The organism is Streptomyces sp. CLCI03 (assembly GCF_053615355.1).
Window position 1 is genome coordinate 8,268,175 of record NZ_CM132132.1, and the last position, 21,186, is coordinate 8,289,360.

At 70.5% G+C, this 21,186-nt stretch carries 19 protein-coding genes; 11 read left to right on the forward strand and 8 right to left on the reverse strand.

The features are described 5' to 3' along the window. Positions 1–12: 12 nt before the first annotated feature. Positions 13–735 carry a dienelactone hydrolase family protein gene (locus ACWG52_RS38220; RefSeq protein WP_389817461.1) on the reverse strand — a complete coding sequence of 241 codons (723 nt, stop codon included), beginning with the start codon at positions 733–735 and terminating at the stop codon, positions 13–15. A 313-nt stretch (positions 736–1,048) separates the two neighbouring features. On the opposite strand from ACWG52_RS38220, the gene ACWG52_RS38225 reads away from it, so the two are divergent. The 3 genes from ACWG52_RS38225 to ACWG52_RS38235 all read left to right on the forward strand — a co-directional run bounded on the left by ACWG52_RS38225 (position 1,049) and on the right by ACWG52_RS38235 (position 3,831). Then, positions 1,049–1,864, forward strand: coding sequence for a MerR family transcriptional regulator (locus ACWG52_RS38225; RefSeq protein WP_390168650.1), 816 nt, complete (start codon positions 1,049–1,051; stop codon positions 1,862–1,864). Then, complete coding sequence (locus ACWG52_RS38230) at positions 1,861–3,072, forward strand: glycosyltransferase (protein WP_389817455.1); 1,212 nt, start codon at positions 1,861–1,863, stop codon at positions 3,070–3,072. Before ACWG52_RS38225 ends, ACWG52_RS38230 begins: the two co-directional genes overlap by 4 nt. Positions 3,073–3,189: 117 nt before the next feature. Beyond that, a complete protein-coding gene (locus tag ACWG52_RS38235) occupies positions 3,190–3,831 on the forward strand; it encodes a GNAT family N-acetyltransferase (RefSeq protein ID WP_453129099.1) in 642 nt (213 codons plus the stop codon). Between the two features lie 175 nt (positions 3,832–4,006). On the opposite strand, the gene ACWG52_RS38240 is transcribed toward ACWG52_RS38235, so the two are convergent. Continuing rightward, entirely contained in the window at positions 4,007–4,141 is a 135-nt protein-coding gene (locus tag ACWG52_RS38240; protein WP_453127323.1) for a hypothetical protein, read from the reverse strand. On the opposite strand from ACWG52_RS38240, the gene ACWG52_RS38245 reads away from it, so the two are divergent. The 3 genes from ACWG52_RS38245 to ACWG52_RS38255 all read left to right on the forward strand — a co-directional run bounded on the left by ACWG52_RS38245 (position 4,116) and on the right by ACWG52_RS38255 (position 6,947). Further along, positions 4,116–5,246 (forward strand): MFS transporter, encoded by a 1,131-nt coding sequence (locus tag ACWG52_RS38245; protein WP_390168709.1) that lies wholly within the window; start codon positions 4,116–4,118, stop codon positions 5,244–5,246. The two genes, ACWG52_RS38240 and ACWG52_RS38245, sit on opposite strands and share 26 nt — an antisense overlap. A gap of 336 nt (positions 5,247–5,582) precedes the next feature. Next, complete coding sequence (locus ACWG52_RS38250; RefSeq protein ID WP_390137607.1) at positions 5,583–6,440, forward strand: C40 family peptidase; 858 nt, start codon at positions 5,583–5,585, stop codon at positions 6,438–6,440. A gap of 123 nt (positions 6,441–6,563) precedes the next feature. After that, positions 6,564–6,947, forward strand: a complete 384-nt coding sequence (locus ACWG52_RS38255; protein WP_266385782.1) for a hypothetical protein — start codon at positions 6,564–6,566, stop codon at positions 6,945–6,947. 154 nt (positions 6,948–7,101) lie between these two features. Here ACWG52_RS38255 and ACWG52_RS38260 read toward each other — a convergent pair whose 3' ends face one another. Together ACWG52_RS38260 and ACWG52_RS38265 are read right to left on the reverse strand one after the other, a co-directional pair. Further along, on the reverse strand, positions 7,102–8,031 hold the full coding sequence (locus ACWG52_RS38260) for an aminoglycoside phosphotransferase family protein (RefSeq protein ID WP_389817445.1): 930 nt from the start codon (positions 8,029–8,031) through the stop codon (positions 7,102–7,104). Between the two features lie 38 nt (positions 8,032–8,069). After that, positions 8,070–8,738: a formylglycine-generating enzyme family protein gene (locus ACWG52_RS38265; protein WP_389817523.1), complete on the reverse strand. Its 669-nt coding sequence runs from the start codon at positions 8,736–8,738 to the stop codon at positions 8,070–8,072. 355 nt (positions 8,739–9,093) lie between these two features. Between ACWG52_RS38265 and ACWG52_RS38270 the strand changes: the two genes are divergently transcribed. Next, entirely contained in the window at positions 9,094–9,660 is a 567-nt protein-coding gene (locus ACWG52_RS38270) for an HAD family hydrolase (protein ID WP_389817443.1), read from the forward strand. 136 nt (positions 9,661–9,796) lie between these two features. Then, the gene (locus tag ACWG52_RS38275) at positions 9,797–11,053 is read left to right on the forward strand and encodes a hypothetical protein (protein WP_453127327.1); all 1,257 of its coding nucleotides are present in this window, start codon (positions 9,797–9,799) and stop codon (positions 11,051–11,053) included. Positions 11,054–11,145: 92 nt separating this feature from the next. Here ACWG52_RS38275 and ACWG52_RS38280 read toward each other — a convergent pair whose 3' ends face one another. Continuing rightward, on the reverse strand, positions 11,146–12,801 hold the full coding sequence (locus ACWG52_RS38280; protein WP_389817436.1) for a serine/threonine-protein kinase: 1,656 nt from the start codon (positions 12,799–12,801) through the stop codon (positions 11,146–11,148). 535 nt (positions 12,802–13,336) lie between these two features. On the opposite strand from ACWG52_RS38280, the gene ACWG52_RS38285 reads away from it, so the two are divergent. After that, on the forward strand, positions 13,337–14,425 hold the full coding sequence (locus ACWG52_RS38285; RefSeq protein ID WP_390168656.1) for a sugar ABC transporter substrate-binding protein: 1,089 nt from the start codon (positions 13,337–13,339) through the stop codon (positions 14,423–14,425). 224 nt (positions 14,426–14,649) lie between these two features. Here the strand turns inward: ACWG52_RS38285 and ACWG52_RS38290 are convergent, their stop codons facing one another. Together ACWG52_RS38290 and ACWG52_RS38295 are read right to left on the reverse strand one after the other, a co-directional pair. Next, on the reverse strand, positions 14,650–15,123 hold the full coding sequence (locus tag ACWG52_RS38290) for a GNAT family N-acetyltransferase (protein WP_390137598.1): 474 nt from the start codon (positions 15,121–15,123) through the stop codon (positions 14,650–14,652). A 379-nt stretch (positions 15,124–15,502) separates the two neighbouring features. Then, positions 15,503–16,057 carry a hypothetical protein gene (locus tag ACWG52_RS38295; RefSeq protein WP_453127330.1) on the reverse strand — a complete coding sequence of 185 codons (555 nt, stop codon included), beginning with the start codon at positions 16,055–16,057 and terminating at the stop codon, positions 15,503–15,505. A gap of 1,387 nt (positions 16,058–17,444) precedes the next feature. Between ACWG52_RS38295 and ACWG52_RS38300 the strand changes: the two genes are divergently transcribed. Beyond that, a complete protein-coding gene (locus tag ACWG52_RS38300) occupies positions 17,445–18,635 on the forward strand; it encodes a cytochrome P450 family protein (RefSeq protein WP_390168661.1) in 1,191 nt (396 codons plus the stop codon). A gap of 350 nt (positions 18,636–18,985) precedes the next feature. Next, positions 18,986–19,522: an SMI1/KNR4 family protein gene (locus tag ACWG52_RS38305; protein WP_390168663.1), complete on the forward strand. Its 537-nt coding sequence runs from the start codon at positions 18,986–18,988 to the stop codon at positions 19,520–19,522. A gap of 180 nt (positions 19,523–19,702) precedes the next feature. On the opposite strand, the gene ACWG52_RS38310 is transcribed toward ACWG52_RS38305, so the two are convergent. After that, positions 19,703–21,067, reverse strand: a complete 1,365-nt coding sequence (locus ACWG52_RS38310) for a glutamate decarboxylase (protein ID WP_161296521.1) — start codon at positions 21,065–21,067, stop codon at positions 19,703–19,705. Between the last annotated feature and the right edge of the window lie 119 nt (positions 21,068–21,186).

A 21,186-nucleotide genomic window follows, 5' to 3' on the forward strand; every position in this document is an offset into this window, starting at 1 on the left:
GGCGCACCGGCCTCACCTCAGGTGTCGGTCGAAGAACCGGTTCCCGTCCTCCACCTCGAACCACGGGGTTCCGGTGTGTCCGCCCACATTGGCGTGCAGCGTCTTCTCCGTGCTGCCGAAGGCGTCGAACAGGTCCAGGGCCCGTTGCCGGGGGTTCCCCTCGTCGTCCCACTGCAAAAGGAACAGCAGCGGGACATCGATCTGACGGGCCTCCGCGCGCTGGGCGTGGGGCACGTAACCCCCGGCGAAGAAGCCGGCGGCCGCGATGCGCGGTTCGACCACGGCGAGGCGGATCCCGAGGGCGGTCCACCCCGAGTACCCGACAGGGCCGCCGATCTCGGGCAGCGCGAGCAGGGCGTCCAGAGTGGTCAGCCAATCCGGGACCGACTGTTCGACCAGCGGGCCGATGAAGGACTCGAAGATCTCGTCGACCGGCTCGCCGGCCCGCATCGCCCGGCGGAGTTCGGCGCGAGCCTGCTCGTCGTGGGCGGAACGGGGCCGGTCGCCGCACCCCGAGGCGTCGATGGACGCCACCGCGTAGCCGTGCGCCGCGGAGTGCCGGGCCCGTGCCACCAGTCGGGCCTCGCTCTTGGGCAGGCCGTTGTTGTGGGCCATCAGGATCAGCGGCGCCGGCGCGGCCGATTCCGGAGTCCACAGGGTGCCGGGGATCTCGCCGAGGGTGAATGCGCGAGCGAGGACGCCGCCATCGAGACGCTGTTCGGAAATGACATGCATGGTCGTGCCTTTCGGGAGTGCGCGTGGAGGGCGCTCCCGGACGACCTGCCTATCGTCCGACCGTGACCCCGGAGGGGAGCACCCATGTCGAAACTGCGTTCACGGGTACCACCTCCTCGTTCTCTCGCACGGCCACCGGAAACGTAGCAGTGGTCACCACGGCCCGCCAACGGGTTTTGCCGAGCAGGCCCCACGCCCGTCCCGCGGGCGCCGGCGGACCGTGGGAGCAGCTGTCCCGTGACCGTGGGCGCCGGCCGGTTGACTCCCCCCTTACGTCAGGGTTGAGGCTGTGGGCGAACGAAAGGGCAGGTCCATGGGTTACACCGTTGGTCAGGTCGCGGCTGTTGCCGGGGTGACCGTACGCACGCTCCACCACTACGACAAGGCGGGACTGCTCGCACCCGGCGACCGCAGTCCGGCCGGATACCGTCGCTACACGGACGCCGACCTCGCGCGACTCCAGCAGATCCTCTTCTACCGGGAACTGGGCTTCTCCCTGGACGAGATCGCCGAGATCCTCGCGGATCCCCAGGCGAACGCCCTGGACCACCTGAGGGCCCGACAGCGGCAGCTGACGCAGGAGATCAGCCGGCTGCAGCGGCTCACCGAGGTCGCGGAGCGTGCCATCGAGGTGCAGCGGACGGGGGTGGTGCTGACGCCCGAGGAGCGCTTCGAGGCGTTCGGCGAGATCACCTTCGACCTCAGCTACGCCGTCGACGCACAGCGGAAGTGGGGGGACTCGAAGGGGCACCGGGAAGCGATGGCCCGGGCCGGCGCCCACTCGAAGGAGGACTGGCGCCGGCTGATGGCCGAGGCCGCCGCCTGGCGGACGGACCTGCTGTCCGCGTTCTACGACGGTGAACCCGCCGACGGCGAACGCGCCATGGACATCGCCGAGAGCAACCGGCTGCACCTGACCCGCTGGTTCGTACCCTGCCCGCCCGCCATGCACCGGCGCATCGCGAACGACATCACCGCCGACCCACGCGCCTTCGCCCTCTTCGTTCCGCCATCACAGCAACGCCCGGGCCTGGCCGCCTATCTCGGCCGGGCCCTGCATGCCAATGCGGCCCGTCACGTCGGCGCCGCATGCGCACCGACCGATCCACCACAGTCGAGGAAGAGATGAGAATCCTGATCGCCACGGCCGGCTCGCGCGGTGACGTCGCGCCCTACACGGGTCTGGGCGCCGCACTACGGCAGGCCGGACACGAGGTCGCACTCGCCGCCACGGAGGGCTTCGCGCCCGCGGCCGAGAGCGCCGGACTGGACTTCGCACCGCTGCCCGCGGACCACCGCTCCCACGGCGATGTCCAGCACAAACGTGACCTCCTGCGCGCCGCTTCGACGTTCATGACCGACATCGGCGGGGGAATCGCCGACGTCGTGACCGAAGGCACGGACCTGCTCCTGCTGTCGACCACCACCGCCCCCCTCGGTTGGCACCTCACGGAGGCGCTGCGGATACCGAGCCTGGGCGTCTATCTCCAGCCCACCGCGCCCACGGGCGATTTCGCCCCGACCGTGACCGGAGCTCGCTCGCTGGGGCGGCCGGGCAACCGGGCCCTCGGACGTTTCGCCCTGCGCATGGCCGACCGGGTCTACGAGCCGGCGGTGAAGCGACTGCGCGCGCGGCTGCTGCTGCCCCCGCTCACCGCGGCACGGATGCGCCGGCAACAGGACGAGGCCGCCCGACCCGTCCTGCACGGCTTCAGCACGGCGCTGGTACCGAGCCCCTCCGACTGGTCACCCCACCTCACGGTCACCGGCGCCTGGTGGCCGCACCTCGACCCGTCCGCACAACTCCCCACGGAGGTAGAGGACTTCCTGACGGCCGGGCCCCGGCCCGTCCTCATCGGCTTCGGCAGCATGGCCGCCGGGGAAGGGGAACGCCTGAGTGAGATCGCCGTACGGGCCCTCCGGCAGGCCGGGCTGCGCGGCATCCTCCAGTCGGGCAGCGCCGGACTCGCCGCCGGGGGCGACGACATCCTGACCGTCGGCGACGTACCGCACGCCCTGCTCTTCCCTCGCCTCGCAGCCGTCGTGCACCACGCCGGGGCCGGGACCACGGCGGCGGCCCTGCGCGCCGGGATCCCGTCGGTCGCCGTTCCGGTGGCCGCGGACCAGCCGTTCTGGGCCGCGAGACTCGCCGCGATCGGCGCGGCGCCGACGCCGATCCCCTTCCGCTCCCTGACCGCGCAACGCCTTGCCGACTCGCTCACGACAGCGGTGCGGGAGTCCTCGTACGCGCGGGCGGCCCAGGCCGCCGCACAACACATGGCGACGGAGGAGGGAGCGGAAGCCGTGGTGAGGGCCGTGCGACGGCTGGAGCGATGAGCTGATGTAATCAGCACTATGAGGTTGCATCTGTTACCTATGAGGGGGGAAGTCTTGCCTTTCACGGACACGGACACGGACACGGAACCGGACACGGAACCGGACACGGCCGAGGCCGTGCGGGCTTGGGTCCACGGGTGGTCCGCCTCGCGCGGCGCAGCCGAACCCGCGCTCTCCACCTGGGGTTTCACCATCGATGTGGGCCTACCCGGACACGTCATGCGCCATGTTCTGCCGGCCGCGGACGAAGCGACCGTCCGCGACATCACCCAGCGGGCCACCGCGCCCGGCGTCTGGTTGAAGGCCTTCGTGCCACCGGAAACACTCGAACCATGGCTCGCCCCTGGCTGGCATCTCGCCGGCGGCCCCGGCCACCTGATGTGCGCCCCTCTACCTGTCGCCCCCACCAGGGCCCCGGGCCCGCTCCCCGCGGGTTATCGGCTGAACACCTGGACACGTGACGGCGTCACCCGCGCGCTGGTGCGTACCGCCGACGGCGTCTTCGCCGCGCGCGGTCAGATCGCCGTCACCGGCCACACCGCCGTCGTCGACCAGGTGGAGACCGACCCGGCCCACCAGCGCCGCGGTCTGGGTCACCTGGTGATGCACAGCCTCACCGCGGTTGCCGCGGAGCAGGGGGCCACGGCGGGCGTCCTGGGCGCGACACCGGAGGGCCGGGCCCTGTACGAGAGGACAGGCTGGCGTGTGCTGGCCCCGCTGACCAGCGTCCTGCGAGGCCCGGACCCGACCGACCCCTGAGCGGGCGGCTCGTGAGAGACCGCCTCCGCACTGCCGAAGCTCCTGACGGGGAGCCATGTCGTAGAACGATTCGGCGGATCTGCGACATCACCTTCGCGTCACAAGGGTGATGTCGCAGACCTGCCGGCTCCCGCTGCGCGGGGCCTGTTGAACTGATCACGCAAGCACAGGCCCTTCACGGGACGGAATTCATGGCCTCGACGAACACCACCGCGTGTCCCTCCGGCGAAGTCGGCTCACCGACGCGATCTCCCCTGATCGGGTGGCTGGCCGTGAGCTCGATCATGCTGGGAATCTTCTCGATCGTCACGACCGAGATCCTGCCGATCGGCCTGCTCACCACGATCGGCTCCAGCTTCGCCGTCTCCGACGGGATGGCCGGGCTGATGATGACCATGCCCGGACTTCTCGCCGCCGTCTCCGCACCCGTGGTGACCGTGGCGACCGCACACATCGACCGCCGTCTGATGCTGTGCGTGTTCATGCTCCTGCTGGCCCTGGCGAACCTCTTGGCCGCTGCGGCACCCGCCTACTGGCTGGTCCTGGTCTCCCGTGTCATCGTCGGCATCGTCATCGGAGGCTTCTGGTCGATCGGCGCCGGACTGGCCGAGCGTCTGGTGCCCCCGGCGTCGGTCGGCCGCGCCACGTCGGTGATCTTCTCCGCCGTACCGCTGGGATCCGTGCTCGGTGTACCGGCCGGCACGTTCATCGGAGACGTGGCCGGCTGGCGCACGGCTTTCGTCGTCATGGGTGCCCTCACGATCGGTGTGCTGGCCATGCTGCTCCTGGTCATGCCGTCGCTGCCGCCCAACCGGACGACCCGTCCGAGTGTGTTGCGCGGCATGCTCAAGGGTGTCAACACGCGTTTCGCGTTGCTGTTGACCTTTCTGGCCGTGCTGGCGCACTTCGGGACCTACACCTACGTCACTCCGTTCCTGGAGCAGGTCACCGATGCCGGCGCGCAACTGATCACTGTCTCCCTTCTCGCCTACGGTGCCGCGGGAATCGTCGGCAACTTCCTGGGCGGAGCGATGGTCACCCGCTACCCCCGAGCCACCTTCGGTCTCGCCGCCGGGATGATCGCAACCGTCACCTTGCTGCTGCCGATCCTGGGGCGCGGGCAGATCGGCGCCGTCGCCCTGTTGATCCTCTGGGGGGTCGCCTACGGTGCCGTCCCCGTCTCCTCCCAGACATGGTTCGCCAAGGCAACCCCCGACGCGCCCGAGGCGGCGTCGGTGCTGTTCACCGCTTCCTTCCAGATGGCGATCTCACTCGGCGCGGTGGTCGGTGGTGTCATCGTGGACCGGACCTCCCTGTCCACGGTCATGACGCTCGGCAGCCTTGTCGCCGTGCTCATGATCGTGGCCGCATGGGCGCACTTCGCCCGCCGAGTGACATGGCCGGACACCACCTGATGGCACGCGGAGACCCCGAGCGCTCGTTCCAGCGGGCGGCGATGCCGATGCCGACGCCCAGGCCGGCTCGGTGCCGGCCGGCGCGCGAGCGCCGCGACACCACCGAAGGGTCTGTTGACGGACACTCAAAGTGCCTGATGAGAAGGGGTTTCCCGAAGGTTTCCCGTTTCCCGTTCCAGTGGGCGACCCGCGCTTCCTCGACACGGAGGGGTGGCGGGGCACAGGCTCGGAGTGTCCGGCAGACGGCCGGTATGTGCTCCGTACGGCGAGCACGGTGCAGACCACGACGAGCATGACGCCCCGCGGGACACCGCGTGGTGGGACGGGGGACCGGACATGGCGATGCGAAAAACGGCGGCGGTGGCGGTGGCGACACTCACCCTCCTGGCCGCGTGGGGAGGTGCCGGCAGCGCCACAGCGGTCGCACCGGCCCCGACACGGAAAGCGGCGGAGGCGTGCGGAGTCCTCGCCCCCGGTGCCTCCGCGGCGGCCGAGAAGGCCGTGGCGGCCGCGTGCGAACAGATCGGCGTCTGGTACACGTGGGGCGGCGGCCACGGGCCACAGCCGGGGCCGACCTACGGCCAGGTCGACCCGAGCGACCCGGACAGCGCACACGACCCCGAGCGGTGGGGCTTCGACTGCTCGGGCCTGGTCCGGTACGCCTACGCCCGCGCGGTCGGCGGCGATCCGCTGTCCGGCAACGCGTACCACCAGTTCCATTCGCCGCAGGTGAACCAGCGTTTCACGGCCGCTCAGGGGACCGGGCCGCTGCTTCCCGGGGACCTGCTGGCATGGGGGTCGGGCGGCTCCATCCACCACATCGCGATCTACCTGGGCGCGGGGAAGATGGTCGAGGCGCGGGAATCAGGCACTCGGATCATGGTCAGTGACGTGCGGCTGGGCGGGGACTACGCGGGGGCGGTCCGCATCGCGCCGGCGACGGCACCGGGCACGTTCAGCACGTGGGGCACGGATGTGTGGACCCACAAGGAGCCGTCCACCACCAGTCCGCGGGTACACCGGTTTCCGGGCCCGACGACGGTGCGCGTCGAGTGCCAGAAGCACGCCGAACCGGTGACGGCGGAGGGCTACACCAACGACGCCTGGTCCTACCTGCCCGAGTACGGGGCGTGGATCACCAACATCTACCTCAAGGGCCCGGCCTGGCTGGACGGCGTACGTACCTGCCCCTGAGCACCGAGCCGCCCGAGCCGCCCGCACCATTCGAAGCACCCGCTCCACCGATGAGCACCCGCCGACCACCGAACACCGACCACCCGTCATCCGGCTCCCCGTGAGCCATTTCGAGGAGGAAGCATGTCCGCAAGCAGGAAGATCGCACTCGGTCTCGCCGCAGCCGCACTGGCCGGCGGTATGGCCACCGTGACCGGCCCGGCCCAGGCCACGCCCGCCACCGGGAAGAGCGCCGCCGCCGAATGCGGCGTCCGCGCCGACGGCAAGCTGTGGTGCGGCAACCGGGTCGGCGCCAAGGGCTACGAGCACCGCCGGTACAACTCCGCGGTACGGGGGCCGCTGAACACGAGCCCCAGCTGGTTCCAGTGCTGGGGCCGCGGTGACCAGCACGCCGGTGGCAACAACGTCTGGTACTGGACCCAGTTGGACAACGGCCAGTGGGGCAACGTCGCGGCCGTGGACGTCCACACCTCGGTCGACCCGGCGCCGGGCCTGCGTGAGTGCTGACGTCGAGCCGTCTCGTCTCGACCGGCGAACGTAAGGCGGTGTGAACGACGGCGAGCCCCCTGCCCTCCTCGGCTTCACCGAGGAGGGCAGGGCTCGTCGGCGCCGCCCGGTCCGACAGTCTCTCGCCGATGCGGGCGACGGGCGGGTGACGTGTTCAGCGGCCGGCCAGCGCGTCGGCCATCGCGGTCTGGGAGGGATCGATGGTGGTCCGCCCGTCCTCGATGTCCCACAGCGTGTTCTGCAGCAGCCGGCCCAAGGTCCAGCCGACCGCGCGCCGGCGGTCCAGCCCGAGCACCTCGGTCAGCAGGTCGAAGCGGCGACGTACCACCCGTTGAGCATCCCCGGTGGCCCGAAGGCCCTCCCCGCCCGAGTCCAGTGCGGGCCACAGGTCGAAGCCCGGGTCGCCGATGAGGGGTTCGGGGTCGATGGCGAGCCACGGCTCCCGCTCGGCGGCGAGCACGTTGTCGTGGTGCAGGTCCCAATGCAGCATCCGGTCCCGGGCTCCGGGCTCGTCGACCAGTTCGGCGACGGCCGAAGCCCAGCCGCGCACCCGCCGCCGGTCCGCGGGGTCCGGCAGGGCGGCCACGGCCGCCGGCACGGACGCCAGCATGCCGCGCGCGACGTCACCGAGGCGGCGCAGCCCCTCGGGCGGCGGGGCGGCGTGCAGCCGGGACATGAGTCCGGCCAGGACGCCCATGGCCACGTCGTCGTCCTCGACGGAAGCCAGGGAGCGTGAGCCGTCCAGGCGCTCCAGCAGCATGGCGCTGCTCGCCGGGTCGTGGTCGAGGAGCCGTACGATGCCGTCGCCGTCCCACGCCCGCAGCCCGATCAGCGCGGCGGACGTCTCCTCCCGCGGCATCTGGAGTTTGAGCGCGGCCCGGGAACCGTCCGCCCGGCGCACCGGCACCACCAGTGACGCCTCGCCGGATCCGATGCCGCCGTCGCGTTCCAGTTCCCATCGGTCGAGCAACTCCGCCGCCAGGGAAGGCAGCCCGGCGATCCAGGTCCGTTCCTCCTCACCTCCGTTCCTGGTGTACGACGCGATCAGGGAGCCAGGGACTTCGATGCCCGGCGGCGAACTCATGGAGGACCTCGGGGAGTCGGTGGGTCAGGGGTCAGGCGTCAGACGTCAGGCGTCAGGGTGCGGGCGAGGCGTAGTCCGACGTCCTCGATGCGCAGGGTGGGGTGGCTGCGTCGGCGGACGGAGGTACGGCAGCTCCAGTGCGGGTCGTACCAGCCGCCGCCTTTCAGGACCCGGTAGGAGCCGTACACCTCGGGGTCGTAGAGGTCCCAGCACCATTCCCAGATGTTGCCGAGCATGTCGTACAGGCCCCAGGGGTTGGGGCGGCGGGTGGCGACCTCGTGGACGCGTTCTTCGGAGTTGTCGCGGTGCCAGGCGATGTCGTCGAGAGGTCCGTAGCGGGGCCCGCTGGTGCCGGCGCGGCATGCGTGCTCCCATTCGGCTTCGGTGGGGAGGCGGTAGCCGTCCGCGTTGCGGTCCCAGGTGATGCCGCCGTCCGGGGTGTCGTCCCCGTCGTCCGTGGTGTCGGGGAGGTGGTAGGCGGGGGTGAGTCCCTCCCGCACGGAGAGGGTGTTGCAGTAGCCGACCGCGTCCCACCAGGACAGGCTGTGCGCCGGGAGCCGCCCACCGTCCTGCGTACCGGTCGTCCGTGCGTGGGCGGCCTGGGTGAGGGGGTGCGCGGCGAGGAGGTACGGGGCGACCTCGACGGTCCAGCTGCGTTGGGTGCGGCGGTCGTTGAGGGTGACCGGCCCGCCCGGCACGTTGATCATCAAGTTGGTTGTTCCCGTTCCCGGTGGTGGCTGTGGTCGTGGTGGTCGGTGATGGCGGGGCGGGCCCAGGGCGGACGCCGTGCAGGACCGGTGGTCCGCGTCCGCGTCCGCCCCTTCGTCGCGGTGCTCGCCGAACGGGTCCGTGGCGATGTCGAGGGACTGCCCGGAGGTGGGGGTTCCCGCGGGCGTCGGCCCGATCCGGGCTGGGGCGGGGCCGAGTCGGGTCCCGTTCTGGATCATCGCACCGAGCGTAGACCAGGTGGTCGGTGAACGGCGTGCCCTCGTCTCCCAGGGGGTGGATCACCGGCCGGGTCGGCGTCAGGCCTCGATCGCCGCTCGTGGTCCACTGCTGACCGTGCCGTTGCTGATGGTGGATCTCGACAACACGTTGGTCGACCGTGACGCCGCGTTCCGCGATGCTGTCACCAGGTTCCTCGTTGAGCATCACCTGCCCGCCACGGAGGTGACGTGGGTGATGGCAGTGGACGCCGGCGGATATACGGCCCGCCACGACGTCGCCGTGGCCATGAACGACCGATTCCGGGGCAGGGTGCCGGCCACGGCCGTCCAGGCCCTGCTCGGCCGCGGCGGCGCTGATCACGTCGTGCTGACGGATGTTGCCGGCGACGCCTTGAGCAGGGCGTCGGCCGACGGCTGGGCCTGTGTGATCGTCACCAACGGCCGCACCGTCCGACAGGGGGCCAAGATCTTCCGTACCGGACCGGACCGGCTCGTCCAGGGCTGGGTGATCTCGGAGAAGGTCGGCTCCAAGAAGCCCGACCCGATGATCTTCCACGCTGCGGCCGACGCCGTCGGAGCATCCCTCGTCGGCGCGTGGATCATCGGCGGCTCCGCGCATGCCGACATCGCCGGCGCCGACGCGCTCGGGCTCGGGCTCGGGCTCCGAAGCGTCTGGGTGTGACGGGAACACCCATTCCACCAGGCACTCTCCGACCTCCGGTCTTCCGCCCCCTTCGGCTCTCGCGTCGCAGGTCCGCGGGTGGGCGTGGAGGGGTGCTTGTTGGTGGTGGTGCCTTCCGGGTGAGTACGGTCTGTTCATGTACTTCTACGGTTCGGGGCAGCGGCGGGGGCATGTCCTCCTGATAGCCGGAGATGCCGTCGTGCGGCGTCGCACGGTGCAGTTGGCGCCGAGCGCGAATCTCGCGGCTCTCGCGATGGTGCCGGCTTCGGTGTTGCTCGGCGGTGAGCTTCCCACGGACACGGTGTGCCTGGACGGGGCGCGTGATCCGAACACGGTTCTGACACGGCTGCGTTCGGCGGCCGCGACGCCGGGTCCGTTGCTGGTCTACCTGTCGGGCCGGCTCACCGCGGATCGGCGCGGCCGGTTGTATCTGGCGTTGGCGGGGACGACGCGATCGGCCGTCCGTTACACGGCCTTGCCGTGGGAGTGGTTGGGCGGTGAGCTGCGTGGGCGTCCGGCGGGGGTGACGACGGTGCTCGTCGATCTGGTCGCGGACGGGGACGCGTGGCCGGTGCTGCGGGAGTGCGAGGGTCTGCCCGTAGCCGCCGGTACGGAGGTCTACGGGGTGGTGTGTCCGCCGGGGTTCGCCGCGGGTGACGGTGCGGTCAGCGGCTACACCCGGCATTGGATCGAGCAGTTGCGTCGTGGTCCGGCCCGGCCGGCCGATGTGCAGTTGCATGCCCTGGCGGCGGGGGCCGCGGGCCTTCCCCCGGGCGCTCTGGTCCTGCCGACCGCCCGCGAGCTGAGCATGCGCCCGGCCCCGCCGACGCCCGACCCGTACCAGCCGAGCCGGCAGCGGTGGCCGGGGAACGGGGACGGGCCGGCCCCCGCCCCGAACGCCGCTGCGGTTCCTACCCCAGCTGGTGGGCCGCTGCTCGGTGGGGTGTCGGATGGGGATCCGCGGCCGCACATCCATGCGTTGGCGACGGCGGGTCGCCATCGCGAGGCGGCAGCTCTCGCGCGCGCCTGGGAGGAGCACGTGCAGCACGCGTACGGGTCCTCCTCGGTGGAGGCGGTGGAGTGGGCGGAGATCCGGGCGGATCTGGCGCGGATGGCCGGTGACTTCCCGTTGGCCACGGGATTGTGGATCGAGGCGTGCCGGGTCCGGTTGGCCGGTCAGGGCGTGGCAGCCCCGGAGGTCCATGCGGCGGCCGCGGGCGCTTTGTACTGCTGGACCCAGCTCAAGGACCGGGCGTCCGTGGTGGAGTCGGGTCCCGAACTGGTCGCCGTGTTGCGGTCCTTGCCCGCGCTCGACCCCCGTTTCCTACGGTTGACCCAGGCACGCCTGGACGCCTCGCGTGCGCCGAGTCTGCCCGGGGCCGTCCGTACCTGAGCACAGGGACCGGCCAGGACCGGCGCGGTCGAACCGGGATGCCGGTCACGCCCCACGCCGGTCACGCCCCACGCCGGTCCCGGCCGCGCAGGTCATGGTTGGCGGGTGAGGCTGGTGGGCGCGCCGGTGGATTGGCTGCCTTCGATTTCGAGGGTGAGCCGGTCGGTGTCGGTCTTGGTCAGTACGTAGAGGTTGCCTCGGGGGCACTGGATCGCGGCGGAGGGGTCGGTGGGGTGGCTGGTGGCGGCTTCGAACACAGCGTTGTTGTCACGGACCTGTCGTAGTTGGAGTGCTTCGGTGCACCCGAGGTTCTGTCCGGTGACGGTCTCGTGGACGTTGCTGACCTGGCGCCCGACGAGTTCGCCCACGGCCCCGCCGTTGAGGGTGACGGTGACCGTGAACTGACCGGTCCGGGCTCGGGACACGCCGTCCGCGTCCGGTGTTCCGGGTCCGACGCCCGTCCACGTACCGGCCCATGTGACGGGCAGTGCCCCCACGGCCCCCGCCGACTGCGCGGGGGTGCTCGGTGCGGGTGTTCCGCGCCCGCCGTCCCCGCCGTCGCGCCCGTCGCCGTCCCCGCCGTCGAGCGCTCCGGGGAGCCATATCGCGAGTGCGACGGCTGCGGCGACGGCGGCCGCGCCCGCCGCGGCCCCGACCGGCCGCGAGCGCAGGACCGCCCGCCCGTTCCCGCGCCCGGGGGTCGGGGCGGGGGAGTACGCCGGGGTCGCGGCACCCGCGGGCATCCCCGCCCCGGCCGACGGCAGCGGAAGGGGTGGTGGCGGCAGCGGCACAGGAGCGTGGGTGGGCGCGGGGGGAGCGCTGTGGTCCGTCCCGGTGGGGTTCGGGAGGGCGAGGAGTTGGCGGAGTTCGGTCGCCCGGCGGTCGGTTTCGGCCACCAGGCTCTGCGGTGCGGTCGATGGCCAGGCTTGCTCGCGGCCGTCGTCGAGGCGGGCCGCCATCTCTTGCGGGTCGGGGCGTTGCCGCGGGTCCTTCGCGAGGCAGTCCTGGAGCAGGGCACGTAGTGGCTCGGGTACGCCTTCGAGTCGCGGTTCGTCGTGCACGATCCGATACAGGAGGGCCGGGAGATCGAGTTCCTCGCCCTGGCCGAGGAAAGGGCTGCGGCCCGTCGCCGCGTACACGAGGACCGCGGCGAGGGAGAACACGTCGGCCGGGGCTCCGGCGATCGTGCCGGTGGCCTGCTCGGGGGCGAGGAAGCCGGGTGTGCCGATGACCGTGCCCGTGCGGGTGTGTCGCGGGTCGTGGACGGTGCGGGCGATTCCGAAATCGATGAGGAAGGGACGTTCCGCGCCGAGAAGCACGTTCGCGGGCTTGATGTCACGGTGGACGACGTCGGCGGCGCGCACACTCACCAGCGCCGCGGACAGTTCCTGCCCCAGACGTCGGACGGCGGGTGCCTCCAGCGGGCCCCAGCCGTGCACCCAGTCCGCCAGGGACGGAGCGGGTACGTATTCGGTCGCCAGCCATTGCGGGGACGCCCCGGGCGGGCTGAAGTCCACCACCGACACCGTCCACGGGGACCGCACCCGGTCGCTGGTGCGTATCTCGCGGTCGAAGCGTTCGGCGAAGTCCGCGTCCCGGCTGAGTTCCCGGTGAACGGTCTTGAGCGCGAGTGCCCGCCCGGACGCCGTTCGGGCGAGGAACACCTCGCCCATGCCACCCGACCCGAGCCGCGCCAGCAGACGGTACCCGCCGATCTCCGACGGGTCTCCGGGCCGCAATGACTCCATCTGTTCCCCCTGCCCCCGCAGCCCTTGCCGGCCCGCACCGTGCGGACCGCCCGCAGAGCCGCCGTGATGGACCCTAAAGGACGGACCTGCGCCCCGCCCGCCCCGGGGGAGCACGACAGGCCGGCACGGCAGGCCCCCTCCCCTCCGACCGCCCACCTGCCGGCGCGCGAACCCGGACCGCCCGCGGTACCTCGGCGTGCGGGACGCCCACACCAGCCAGCTCGGGCACACCGCGCGCCCGGGCACGGGCGCGCGCCTTCCGCACATTCCGGATGCGGTGACGCCGGCAGCGCCGGTCGCGATCGCCGGCGGCAGCCGCCGACCGGCCGGAGTGCACTCCTACCGCCTGGGGCACCGTCCCGAGCCCCGGGACCGGGGCAGCCGGACACCGCGGGAACCGGAGCGGGGTGCGGGCCGGCGGGGCCGGACGTCGGCTCCGTTTCCGCAGGCGGTACCCTCCGGCGCAGCGGAAAGGGCAGGGTGTTCCGCGCCACCTCGGCCGTACGAATCGGCCACGTCAGGGAGGTTCCACCGCATGAACCCGTATCTGCGTACCCCCACTGCTCTGACCGCGCTCGCGCTCGTCGCCACCCTCGCCGCCTGCGGCAGCACCGAGGAGGGCAAGGCGAGCAGCAGCAACAGTGTCACGATCGGCCTGCTGCTCCCGGAGAACGAGACCGCGCGGTACGAGAAGTTCGACAAGCCGCTGATGGAGAAGAAGGTCTCCCTGCTGACCCTCGGCAAGGGCAAGGTGGTCTACGCCAACGCGATGGGGGACGCGGCCAAGCAGAACGCCCAGGCCGACGCGATGATCGAGAGCAAGGTCGATGTCCTGGTCGTCGACGCGGTGGACTCCAAGGCGATCGCCGGCGCGGTGACGAAGGCCAAGGCGGCGGGCATCCCGGTCGTCGCCTACGACCGCCTGGCCGAGGGCCCGGTCGATGCGTACGTCTCCTTCGACAACGAGGACATCGGCCGCCTCCAGGGCAAGACCCTGCTGGATTCCCTGGGCGAGAGAGCCAGAAACGGGAAGATAGTCATGATGCACGGCGCCCTCACCGACCCCAACGCCGCCAGCTACAAGGCCGGGGCCCGCGCCGTCCTCGAAGGCAAGGTGACCGTCGGCAAGGAGTACGACACCGCCGAGTGGAAGCGGGAGAACGCGAGCGCCAACATGACGGCGGCGATCTCCGCACTCGGCAAGGACAAGATCGTCGGCGTCTACTCCGCCAACGACGGCATGGCCGGCGGCATCATCTCCGCCCTCAAGGCCGCCGGTGTCTCGCCCCTGCCACCGGTCACCGGTCAGGACACCGACCTCGCCGCAGTGCAGCGCATCGTCGCCGGCGAGCAGTTCATGAGCGTCTACAAGCCCTACTCCCGTGAGGCCGAGTCCGCGGCCGAGATCGCCGTCCTTCTCGCCCAGGGTGAGAAGATCGACGGAATCATCAACCAGGTGGTCAGCAGCCCCACCACCAAGCGAGTCCCGGCCGTCCTCATCCTCGGCGTGTCCGTGACCCGCGACAACATCAGGAGCACCCTGGTCCTCGACAACGTCTACACCGTCGACGAGATCTGCACCCAGGCCCTCAAGGCCACTTGCGACGGGATCGGACTGGAATAGGACGGAAGCCCGGCGGGGCCCGTCGCGGCCTGCCACGGCCTTCACGGCCGTGGCGCCGGGTACCCAGGTGTGGATGTGTGGGCCGAGCGGGTGGTAGGTCCGCGCGGGGTGCGGGCGTGCGCCTGTCGCCGCCGGCCTGCACGTTCCCGTCACCGCCGGGCCTGGACAGAGGGGTGGGTCGACCTCGTTGCCCGAAGGAGGTCTCGTATCGGACGCGGATCTCGTCAGGTGTCGAGTGGAAGTTCCAGCAGCTCGTCAGGGGTCCGGAAACCGAGGCGCCGATAGAGCGGGGAGCTGCGCTCCGACGGCCAGACGATCAATCCCTCCAGGCCTGCGCTGCGTGCATACTGCTTCAGCGCCTCAAGGAGCGCGGAGCCGGCCCCTCTGTTCCGTTGTGACGGCAGGACGAAGTAGTTCGTGACATAGCCGACCGGGTTGTTGTCCTCGTAGGGATCCGGCATCCGCTCCACCAGGCAGAGGAAGACGTGACCGCAGATTCCGCGTTCGGTCTCCGCGACCCAGGCCAACCAGTGGCCGTCGCTGAGCCGGTCGCGGATCCATCGCTCAGCTTCTTCCAGGGACCGAGCCGGGGTCGGCGGTCGCCCATCGTGGTCCTCTTGCTTGAACATCCAACGGAGTTCGGCCAGGCGGCCCGCATCGGCGGCCCGGGCGGCGCGCACGGTGAAGTCGGTGGTCATGGGGCGATCTTCCCGGCCATGCCGCGGTGGGGCGATCCGATTTCCGTGCCGGTCACCACCCTCTTCCACGGATGCATGCAACAGCCCGCAGGCGGGTCGATGTGCAGATCGACACCTCGTGCCGTCCACCCGTGCCGAGATATCCGCGGCCCCGCCGACGTCCCGCACACCGCACGATCCCACGACCGCGTCATGCACCCCGCTGTGCAGCCGCAGCCGGCAGCCGGCCTGGTCGTCGTCACCCTCGCCAACCGCGAGAGCGACAAGCCCCGTGGCGGCTGCCGTCCCCACCAGGGCCAGGGCCTCCGACGGCTGCCGGATCTCCCCCCCATGTCCTCGACGTCCGGCATGCCCACCAGCGGTTACGGGGGCCGCCGCGTCAGGCGTAGCGGTGGCGCGGTGCGTGTGGGTCTTCCCAGCGGTCGGCGTGGGGGAGGCCGAGCAGGCGTACGACGTGCCGGAGTTCGGAGGGTGCGCCGGTGGCGCGGAGGCGTGCGGGGGCCTCGCGCACGAGCCAGGCGGCCAGTTCGGTCCGTACGTCTTCCGTTTCCTCTTCCGACCAGACGAACCACGACCGCCATGGGAGTGCGTCCTCCAGGAGGTCCCATTCCCACTCGTCGATCATGTCGGTGAGGTGCCGGTCGGCGACCGGGTGGCGCAGGTCCTCCCAGACCGCCAGCCAGGGGCCGATGTCGGCGGACGCCTCGGCGCACAGCGGGAGGAGTGCGTGCACGGGGACGGCGGGGTCCGGGGTGAGGAGGGTGTGGGCCCACCAGGCGTGCAGGAACTCCCGTACGGCCGCACGCTGCGGCGCGGGCCACTGCTGCCATGCGGCGCGGTGGAACGAGATGCCGACCTTGTCGATGTCGTACGCGTAGGCGCCGAGGCCGCCGGTCAGTACGCGGGCGAACTGCGGCAGGACGCGACGCAGCACGGCGCCGTGGTCGCTCCAGTCGGGTGCGCTCCAGGTGCGGTGCAGGAGGTCGAGGTCGAGTTCCGTGTCGGGGAGCTTCAGCAGGGCGAGCTCTTCCGGGCTGCCCCAGTGGCACTCGCACTGGGCCTCGTCGGCCCATCACGTGGTCGACGCCGACTGCCAGCGGCGTCGACATCCAGGGCGAGTCCGCTGAATGGGGCGGGTGGTCCGGGAACCGCGAGCGCAACCGCTCATAGAACCCGACTATCCGCTCATCCAGGTCACGGTCGGCGTGATTGACGGAGGTGCACCGCTCGAACATCGCACGCGCTGCCGCAGCATCAGCCGACGCGTCCATCGCCAGAACCGCAAGATCGAAACTCATGGGAACCATGCTCCACCCACTCCGCCGAACGGATCACTCCGGCCACCCCGCGAGAGGCTTCCGTCGGCGACCGGGGAACTGCGTGACGTGTGACCCGGGGAGTCACGTGACCGTCCAGACGGAGTCCTTTTCCAGCTCAATGGGGCTTGGGAAGACGACTGTCGCGGTCGTACCCAACAGCTGGAGCGGCAGGTGGCGGTGACGCACCGGGGAAATGTACGAAGCGGAGACGCCCGGTGACTGGCTGCAGGGCCACCGATCTCACCCGGCCCTGGGATCCGTGGCCCTGCGGGCACAGCAATACCGTTTCGGAGGTGTCCGCGTACGTGCGGCCTGCCCGCCGGTTCCTCCGAAGCCGCGATCGCGTGTTTCGGAGGAGGGGCACGTGGCATCGTCCAGCCGTACACCGCCTCCCAGTTCCCCGGCGCGCCGTGCTTCCTGGTCGCTGACGCGGTGGCGCAAAGGCCAGTTCCCTCCCGGGCTCATCCTGGACGGTCTCGCACGCACACTTGATCCTGAGGCCGAGACCCTCCCGTTCTCGCCCCGGACAGTTCCTGCGGTATAGTGGATCTTGAGCTCGCGGCCCGGACGGTGGTTGTGGAGCCTGGCGTTGGTGGTCCAAGGAAAGACATCCCACTTCCCGTGGGGGAATGCAGGTGCAAGGCCTGCCCAGCGCTCGATCAAGGCCCCGGCCTCCTCACGGAGACCGGGGCCTTTCGCCGCTGGGGGACCTCCCGCACAGCGCCTCTGATCGCCTCTCGCGTCGTGCCTGCGCAGGGTCCCCGATGAAGCCGACGACTCCTGTAGCTGCACAGCCTCTTGCCGAGGCCGTGACCAGGCCGCTGCTCCGGTCCGAGGAGCGCCCTCAGCGCGCGCTCAGCCAGTTGTCGAGCGAGGGAGAAGGCCGGCCGCGGGCCCCGCGTCCATCACACACGATGCGTCGTCGAGGCCACACCTTCGGGGCCCATGTTCTGACTTCGGTACGGCCGTTGTCCGGCTGACGCCACAAATTAGGGTGGTCCCATGGATCTACAAGGCGACCTTTTGAAGCACCCGCACGATGCCTACCGGCATTTGCGTGACACCGCGCCGGTACAGCGCATCGCAGGGCCCACCGGCGAACCGGCATGGCTCGTCACACGGTACGAAGACGTACGCTCAGCCCTTGCGGATCCGCGGCTCTCCCTCGACAAGACCAACGCCGCAGAAGGCTCGTACCGCGGCTTGTCCTTGCCGCCGGCCCTGGACGCCAACCTCTTGAACATGGATCCCCCCGACCACACCCGCATCCGCAAGCTTGCCGGCAGGGCCTTCACGCCCCGCCGCATGGACGCGCTGCGCGCCCCGATCCGGCGGACCGCGGACGGCCTGCTGGACGTGCTCGGCACGGAGGGTCGAACCGACCTCATCGCCGCATACGCCGCCCCGCTGCCGATCACCGTCATCTGTGACCTCCTCGGGATCCCGGACGACCATCGCAAGGACTTCCGCGCTTGGACCAACGAGCTGATCGCGCCGGACCCCAACCGCCCACAGGCAGCCAAGCAGGCGATCGGCGCCATGCTCGCCTTCTTCACCGAGCTGATAGCGCACAAGCGCCGGCACCCTGCAGCCGACCTGCTCTCCGACCTGATCGAGGTTCGCGACAGCGACGGCGACCGGCTCAGCGAGGACGAACTGACGTCGCTCGCCTTCCTCATCCTCGGCGCCGGATACGAGAACACCGTCCAGCTCATCGGAAATGCCGTGCACGCACTCCTGAGCCATCCCGAGCAACTGGCACGCCTCCGCACGGATCCGTCGAAGATTGCCGAGGCTGTCGAGGAACTGGCGCGCTACGAAGGGCCCGCGCTCCTGGGGATCCGCCGTTTCCCCACCGAGGACGTGACGATCGGAGACGTCACGATTCCTGCGGGGGAAACCGTTCTGCTGTCGCTGTCCGCGGCCAACCGAGATCCCGCCCGCTTCTCCCACCCCGACCAGCTCGACGTCGACCGCGATGCCTCCGGGCACCTGGCACTGGGACACGGCATCCACTACTGCCTGGGTGCACCGCTGGCCAGGGCCGAGGTCGAGATCGCGCTGGCCGCACTCCTCGACCGGTTCCCCAGCCTGACTCTGGCCGAGCCCGAACCCCGGTGGCGACCGTCGATGCGTGCCCGTGGGCTGCTCGAACTGCCAGTGGAGTACAAGACCGCGCGGCCGCCCGCGTAGGAACGGCATGCTGCCGCCGCTCCTGAAGTGAGTGGGCTACCACCTCCACGTCTTCAGCCCGCAGCCCGACCTGGAGGTGGAAGGAACTGTTCGGGTGCGGGACGAACCGCAGCCTTCCCCCGGCGAGGTGGAGGGCTTCACGGAAGTCGGTCTTGAGTCTGAGACCGGGATCCTGGTGAACGGCCAGCTCGCGTTCGGACCTGCGGCGGGAGGGGCTCTTGCGAGGTCGGGCGTCTACGAGGCACACGGCTCATGGACCGGTCGGACCGCCGCTGCCGAATACTACGAGCATCCGCTCCGCCACCACCCCGCTACGTCGAACGCACCGGCCAACTTTCAGGAGCACCGCAGTGCACCCCGCCGTGGAAGCCCTCGTCGACCTCGTACCTCCGCAGCAGGAAGCAGCCCCTCGTGACTGGCCGGCCGTCCACAGCCGACTCGGCCATGACCTGCCCGAGGACTACCGCCAACTCGTCGACACCTACGGCGGAGGCTTGTTCGACGAGGTGATCTGGATCCTGGAACCCGACTGCGAGGACAAGGAATACGATCTCTTCGCCATGATCCAGGAGCGTGCCGAAGTACATGAGCGGCTGTGGGAGAAGGACCGCGGCGAGCCCAAGCCGGCACAACTCGCGAAGCCCGCCAGGAGCCTCGTGCCGTTCGCGCACATCGAGGGCACAGGTGCCTTCCTGTACTGGCTCACCCAAGAGGGCCAGGACCCCGCCGACTGGACGGTGATGGCCGATGCCGGGCGGGGACCGGAATGGGAGCACTACCCCGTCTGCTGCGCACGGTTCGTCAAGGCGGCCCTGACCGGCGAGATCCGCTGCAACATGTTCGACGAGGTGCTCCCCACCGACAACCACACCTTCGAACCGACCTGAGACTTCCTCTGGATGGCGGTTCTGCGGTCAACGCCGGACAGCAGGCCCCGCTCGAAGCCGACGGCTTCCGGGACGGGCGTGCCGCCGAACCCGAAGGGGACTTTCACCGTCGCCGGTCGCCGGTCGCCGGTCGCCGGTCGCCCATGGCCCGTCACGTGGACAACCGCCCGACGCAGTGCGTCAGTAGCCGGTGCCGCGCTTGACCTGGGTCCGCTCGATGCTGTGGGCCGCCCCCTTGTCGTCCAGCGTGCGGCATGCGTCGGCGATGTCCTGGGTCAGGCGGTCGACCTGTTCGCGGCTCAGGGTCTCCTTGACCAGGGCGCGCAGGATCTTCACCCGTTCGGCGTTGGGCGGGAGGGTGTAGGCCGGCACCATCCAGCCCCGCTCGGCCGAAAGCTGCCAGGCGATGTCGGACTCGTCGTACGCGTGCTTGCCGGCGAGCCGGAAAGCGACCAGCGGCAGCTGCTCCAGGTCGCTCCCGATCACTTCGAAGCGGCCGCTGTCGCGCAGGTTGTCCGCCAGCGCGCGGGCGTTCTCCTGCATCGCCTTCATGACGTAGGTGTAGCCCTGGCGGCCGAGCCGCACGAAGTTGTAGTACTGCGCGAGCACCATCGACGCACCGGTGGAGAAGTTCAGCGTGAACGTCGCGTCGGTCTTGCCCAGGTAGTTCTCGTAGAAGACGAGGTCCTTGGCGAGGTCGGCCTCTTCGCGGAAGATCAGCCATCCGATGCCGGGGTAGACCAGTCCGTACTTGTGTCCCGAGACGTTGATCGAACGGACCTGCTCCAGCCGGAAGTCCCATTTCGAGTTCGGGTAGAGGAACGGCCAGACGAAGGCGCCGCTGGCGCCGTCGACATGGATCGGAATATCGAGGTCCCGCTTCTTGCGAACGTCCCGCAGGAGCTTGTCGATCCCGACGACGTCGTCCTTGTGGCCGGTGAAGGTGGTGCCGAGGACGGCGACGACACCGATCGTGTTCTCGTCGAGGCGGGGCTCGACGTCCTCCGGGCCGATCGTGTACTTGTCCTCGGCGAGCGGCACGATCCGCGGCTCGACGTCGAAGTAGCGGCAGAACTTCTCCCACACGACGTGGACGTCACCCCCGAAGACCAGGTTGGGCCGGTCGGTCGAAAGGCCGGCTGCCTGGCGGCGCTCGCGCCACTTCCACTTCAACGACAGCGCGCCGAGCATGATCGCCTCGGAGGAGCCCTGGGTCCGGCATCCGGTCGTCCGGCCGGGCGCGTGGAAGAGGTCCGCGAGCATGCGTACGCAGCGCTGCTCGATCTCGGCGGAAATGGGGTACTCGGCGTGGTCGATGAAGTTGCGGTGAAGGTTCTCGGCGATCAGCCGTTGGGCCTCCGGCTCCATCCACGTGGTGACGAACGTGGCGAGGTTGCGCTGCGGGTCGCCCTCCATGGCGAGGTCCACATCCACGAGCCGCATCGCGTCCGTCGCGGCCATGCCTTCTTCGGGGAAGGTCTCCGAGGGAGCGGGCACCGTCAGGAATCGGTTGCCGAACAGAGCCGAGTCGTCGCGCTTGGTCATGTCTCGATTCAACAGCGCCGGAGCCTGCCGGGGTCGAGGGACACACCGCGAGGCCGGTGACACCGTCACAGACGGGCCAGTCGCGCGGCGAGGAGACCTGGAACAGGCCGCCCGCACTG

Coding starts and splice junctions, on each gene's coding strand:
- ACWG52_RS38310 (WP_161296521.1), bottom strand. CDS start 21,067: ATGACCAAGCGCGACGACTCGGCTCTGTTCGGCAACCGATTCCTGACG.
- ACWG52_RS38225 (WP_390168650.1), top strand. CDS start 1,049: ATGGGTTACACCGTTGGTCAGGTCGCGGCTGTTGCCGGGGTGACCGTA.
- ACWG52_RS38255 (WP_266385782.1), top strand. CDS start 6,564: ATGTCCGCAAGCAGGAAGATCGCACTCGGTCTCGCCGCAGCCGCACTG.
- ACWG52_RS38260 (WP_389817445.1), bottom strand. CDS start 8,031: ATGAGTTCGCCGCCGGGCATCGAAGTCCCTGGCTCCCTGATCGCGTCG.
- ACWG52_RS38280 (WP_389817436.1), bottom strand. CDS start 12,801: ATGGAGTCATTGCGGCCCGGAGACCCGTCGGAGATCGGCGGGTACCGT.
- ACWG52_RS38220 (WP_389817461.1), bottom strand. CDS start 735: ATGCATGTCATTTCCGAACAGCGTCTCGATGGCGGCGTCCTCGCTCGC.
- ACWG52_RS38265 (WP_389817523.1), bottom strand. CDS start 8,738: ATGATCAACGTGCCGGGCGGGCCGGTCACCCTCAACGACCGCCGCACC.
- ACWG52_RS38300 (WP_390168661.1), top strand. CDS start 17,445: ATGGATCTACAAGGCGACCTTTTGAAGCACCCGCACGATGCCTACCGG.
- ACWG52_RS38250 (WP_390137607.1), top strand. CDS start 5,583: ATGGCGATGCGAAAAACGGCGGCGGTGGCGGTGGCGACACTCACCCTC.
- ACWG52_RS38275 (WP_453127327.1), top strand. CDS start 9,797: ATGTACTTCTACGGTTCGGGGCAGCGGCGGGGGCATGTCCTCCTGATA.
- ACWG52_RS38290 (WP_390137598.1), bottom strand. CDS start 15,123: ATGACCACCGACTTCACCGTGCGCGCCGCCCGGGCCGCCGATGCGGGC.
- ACWG52_RS38230 (WP_389817455.1), top strand. CDS start 1,861: ATGAGAATCCTGATCGCCACGGCCGGCTCGCGCGGTGACGTCGCGCCC.
- ACWG52_RS38245 (WP_390168709.1), top strand. CDS start 4,116: ATGCTGGGAATCTTCTCGATCGTCACGACCGAGATCCTGCCGATCGGC.
- ACWG52_RS38285 (WP_390168656.1), top strand. CDS start 13,337: ATGAACCCGTATCTGCGTACCCCCACTGCTCTGACCGCGCTCGCGCTC.